At 63.2% G+C, this 4163-nt stretch carries 4 protein-coding genes; 2 read left to right on the top strand and 2 right to left on the bottom strand.

The window, feature by feature from the left end; genetic code table 11:
* Window positions 1-47 precede the first annotated feature (47 nt).
* Complete coding sequence (locus EN939_RS23360; protein WP_127270006.1) at window positions 48-509, bottom strand: GNAT family N-acetyltransferase; 462 nt, start codon at window positions 507-509, stop codon at window positions 48-50.
* 218 nt (window positions 510-727) lie between these two features.
* On the opposite strand from EN939_RS23360, the gene EN939_RS23355 reads away from it, so the two are divergent.
* Complete coding sequence (locus tag EN939_RS23355) at window positions 728-1648, top strand: glycine--tRNA ligase subunit alpha (RefSeq protein WP_174800366.1); 921 nt, start codon at window positions 728-730, stop codon at window positions 1646-1648.
* Window positions 1649-1651: 3 nt separating this feature from the next.
* On the opposite strand, the gene EN939_RS23350 is transcribed toward EN939_RS23355, so the two are convergent.
* Window positions 1652-1966, bottom strand: a complete 315-nt coding sequence (locus EN939_RS23350; RefSeq protein WP_127270002.1) for a hypothetical protein — start codon at window positions 1964-1966, stop codon at window positions 1652-1654.
* An 88-nt stretch (window positions 1967-2054) separates the two neighbouring features.
* Between EN939_RS23350 and glyS the strand changes: the two genes are divergently transcribed.
* A partial coding sequence (glyS, locus tag EN939_RS23345) for a glycine--tRNA ligase subunit beta (protein ID WP_127270000.1) occupies window positions 2055-4163 on the top strand: 2109 nt, incomplete at its 3' end.

Raw genomic sequence — 4163 nt, 5'->3', positions numbered from 1 at the left:
TCTTTTCGGAGTCCCGTTTTCGTTTGAACCGGATTCGGCTGGCTGCCTCAGAAGAGCTTGCGATAGACGACGAAGCCGGAGTGTTCGGCGACCTTGTCGTAAAGCTTCATCGCCGTGTGATTGGTCTCATGCGTCAGCCAGTATACCCGGCCTGAGCCGGCCGCCTGCGCGCGCTCGTAAACGCGCTCGATCAGCGCCCGTCCGATGCCTTTGCCACGCGAGGCCTGCGTGGTGAAAAGGTCCTGCAGATAGCAATTCGGCGCGATCGCCGTGGTGCTGCGATGGAAGAGATAGTGCACGAGGCCGAGAAGCTGTCCCTCGCCTTCGGCCACCAGCGCGTGGACCGGCTCATAGGCATCGAAGAAACGAGACCATGTCATCTGGGTGATCTCACCCGGCAGGGCCGTTTCACCCGAGCGGCCATAAAATGCATTGTAGCCGTCCCACAGCGGCAGCCATTGCTCGAAATCCTGTCGCGTGACAGGGCGGATGACGATCGGGCTGGGCATGGCTGAAACCTGTTGTCGTTGCTGCACAGGCGAACAGAGCGCAGGCCCCAGAGATGGGCAATGGGCCAGCCCCTGCAAAGCTTTCAACATTGTCCATAATGTCGGGGTGACCGCATCGGCGTGCTTTGCTTGACGCTTTGCTGTTGGGTCTCTAGGACGTGCCGGCAAGCTAGCCTGTGCTGTCGAGGCCATCCGTGACAATTGAAATCCCCGCCCATATGCATCCCAGCCGCTCGTTCCAGGGGCTGATCCTGACCTTGCACAACTATTGGGCGGCCTATGGCTGCGTCATCCTGCAACCCTACGACATGGAAGTCGGCGCCGGCACCTTTCATCCGGCAACGACGCTGCGCGCGCTCGGCCCAAAACGCTGGAACGCTGCCTATGTCCAGCCCTCGCGCCGCCCCAAGGACGGGCGTTATGGCGAGAACCCGAACCGGCTGCAGCATTATTACCAGTACCAGGTGATCCTGAAGCCGAACCCGCCCAATTTGCAGGAACTCTATCTCGGCTCGCTGGCGGCGATCGGCGTCGATCCGCTGCTGCACGACATCCGCTTCGTCGAGGATGATTGGGAAAGCCCGACGCTGGGCGCCTGGGGTCTCGGCTGGGAATGCTGGTGCGACGGCATGGAAGTCTCGCAGTTCACCTACTTCCAGCAGGTCTGCGGCATCGAATGCGCGCCGGTGGCCGGCGAACTCACCTACGGGCTGGAGCGGCTGGCCATGTATGTGCAGGGCGTCGACAATGTCTACGACCTCAATTTCAACGGCCGCGAAGGCGCCGACAAGGTCACCTATGGCGATGTCTTCCTGCAGGCCGAGCAGGAATATTCGCGCCACAACTTCGAACACGCCAACACGGCGATGCTTCTGCGCCACTTCGAGGACGCCGAGGCCGAGTGCAAGGCGCTGCTCGACGCCGGCGCGCCGGCATCGAACGACAATCTGCCGATGCACCGCATGGTTTTCCCGGCCTACGACCAGTGCATCAAGGCCAGCCATGTCTTCAACCTGCTCGACGCACGCGGCGTGATTTCGGTCACCGAGCGGCAGAGCTACATCCTGCGGGTGCGCAATCTGGCCAAGGCCTGCGGCGAAGCGTTTTTGAAGACGCAGGCGGGTGGCTTGGCGGCCTGAGCTTCAGGCCCGCTTCATCATCTCGAGGGAAACGTTGATCGGCGGTACGGCCTGACCGCCGGCACCGTCGATCGTGCGCAATGCCTGTCGAACGCCCGGCATCGAGAAGGCACCGTGAGCCTGCGCCGTGAAGCAGGCGCCGAGCGCGAGGATCTGCAGAAGTCTGGATGCCGTTTTCATGGTCGTTGAGCCAATAGTTTCCTGCCTGAGCGTGGGTCGCTTCAGCGCTGCGTTCGGTTCATGGAAATCTTTGATCCAAGGACGGGTGGCGCGGTCTTGTCCCGACAGGGCGGCCAAAATTTCTGGAAACGGGCGCAAATCGGCGATCCCCGCGCGGAAAGGGTGACAGCGGCCAGCCGAGTTGCTATGCCCCCGCCCGGACCATTTTGCCGCGTGAGCCCCATCCATGCCTGACCTGCTTCTAGAACTCCGCTCGGAAGAGATTCCTGCCCGCATGCAGCGCAAGGCGGCGGGTGATCTCAGGAAGATGCTGACCGACGGCCTGGTCGAGGCGGGGCTGACCTATGAAGCGGCGCGCGAGTACTGGACGCCACGCCGGCTGACGCTCGATATCAGGGGCCTCACCGCGCGCTCGAAAGATATAAGCGAAGAGATCAAGGGGCCTTCGACATCGGCGCCTGAACAGGCGGTCCAGGGGTTCCTGCGCAAGGCCGGACTTTCCTCGATCGCCGAGGCCCATGTCCATTCCGATCCGAAGAAGGGCGATTTTTATGTCGCCCACATTTCGAGGCCGGGCAGGGCGGCGGAAGAGATCATCGCCGAACTGGTGCCGGGCATCATCCGCAATTTCCCGTGGACGAAATCGATGCGCTGGGGACCGGCCTCGGCCAAGCCAGGCTCGCTGCGCTGGGTGCGCCCGCTGCAATCGATCCTGTGCACCTTCGGCCCGGAGACAGAGGAGCCTGTCGTGGTCGATTTCGAGATCGACGGCATCCGCTCCGGCAACACCACCTACGGCCACCGCTTCCATGCGCCTGACGCCATCACGGTGCGCCGCTTCGACGACTATGTTTCCAAGCTGGAAGCGGCCAAGGTCGTGCTCGATGCTGATCGGCGCAAGGAGATCATCCTTGCCGACGCCCGCAATCTAGCCTTCGCCAACGGGCTTGATCTGGTCGAGGACGAAGGGCTGCTGGAGGAGGTGTCCGGGCTGGTCGAATGGCCTGTCGTGCTGATGGGCGAGTTCGAGGAGGCATTCCTGGCCATTCCAGCCGAAGTGATCCGACTGACCATCCGCGCCAACCAGAAGTGCTTTGTGACGCGGCCGCAGGGTGTCGACGACGCGCTTTCCAGCCGCTTCATCCTCACAGCCAATATCGAAGCGAAGGATGGCGGCAAGGAGATCGCCCACGGCAACGGCAAGGTGGTGCGCGCCCGCCTGTCCGACGCGCTTTATTTCTGGACGACCGACCAGGGCGATTTGCCTGACCTGGCTGAGCTCGAGGCATCGGCGGAAAAATTCGGGCTTGATCTCAAGAAGCCGCTCGACCAGCGCATGGCCCGGCTCGACCATCTCGGCGTGACTTTCCACGCCAAGCTCGGCACGCAGGGCGAACGGGTGGAGCGGATCAAGCGATTGGCGGAAGAACTGGCGCCGATCGTGGCGCAGTCAATCTCCCCCCTTGAGGAGGAGATGGCCGGCAGGCCAGAGGGGGTCGCCGCGCGTGAAGCGCCGGCGTCCTCTGACCGCGATGGGGCGTCGCATCCGGTCGTGCCGACCCCCTCTGTCGCCTTCGGCGACATCTCCCCCTCGAGGGGGGAGATTATCGCGCTCGCAGGTCGTGCCGCCGTCTTGGCCAAGGCCGATCTCACCACCGAAGTCGTCGGCGAGTTTCCGGAACTGCAGGGCGCAATGGGCCGCAAATATGCGCTGCTTCAGGGCGAGCATGCATCGGTCGCCGCTGCAGCGGAGGAACACTACAAGCCGCAGGGCCCGTCCGATCGCGTACCGAGCGATCTGGTGTCGGTCGCTGTCGCGCTCGCCGACAAGCTGGATACACTGGTCGGCTTCTGGGCGATCGACGAAAAGCCGACAGGGTCGAAGGACCCTTATGCGTTGCGGCGGGCCGCGCTCGGGGTTGTTAGAATATTGGTCGAGAATAATATTCGACTGGCGCTGATATCCATTGTCGGGACGGCTTCCGACCTCCTCTCCTTCTTCCACGACCGCCTGAAGGTCTATCTCCGTGACCAGGGCGCACGGCATGATCTCATCGATGCGGTGTTGGCGGCAGGTTCGCGCCCCATCTCCCCCCTAGAGGGGGAGATGTCGGCGAAGCCGACAGAGGGGGGCGCTATCCCGCCGACCTCTCAGCGCGAAGCGCCCCCCTCTGCCCTGCCGGGCATCTCCCCCACAAGGGGGGAGATTGGCCAATCGCCGAACGACGATCTCCTGCAGATCGTGCGCAGGGTCGAGGCGCTGGGCTCCTTCCTCGATACGGAGGACGGTAAGAACCTGCTCGCCGGCACCAAGCGTGCGGCCAACATTCTGGCC

This window comes from Mesorhizobium sp. M7A.F.Ca.CA.002.05.1.1 (assembly GCF_003998335.1).
GTDB lineage: Bacteria > Pseudomonadota > Alphaproteobacteria > Rhizobiales > Rhizobiaceae > Mesorhizobium.
The sequence above is the reverse complement of the archived record's forward strand: the minus strand, read 5'-3'. Positions and strand labels throughout refer to the sequence as shown.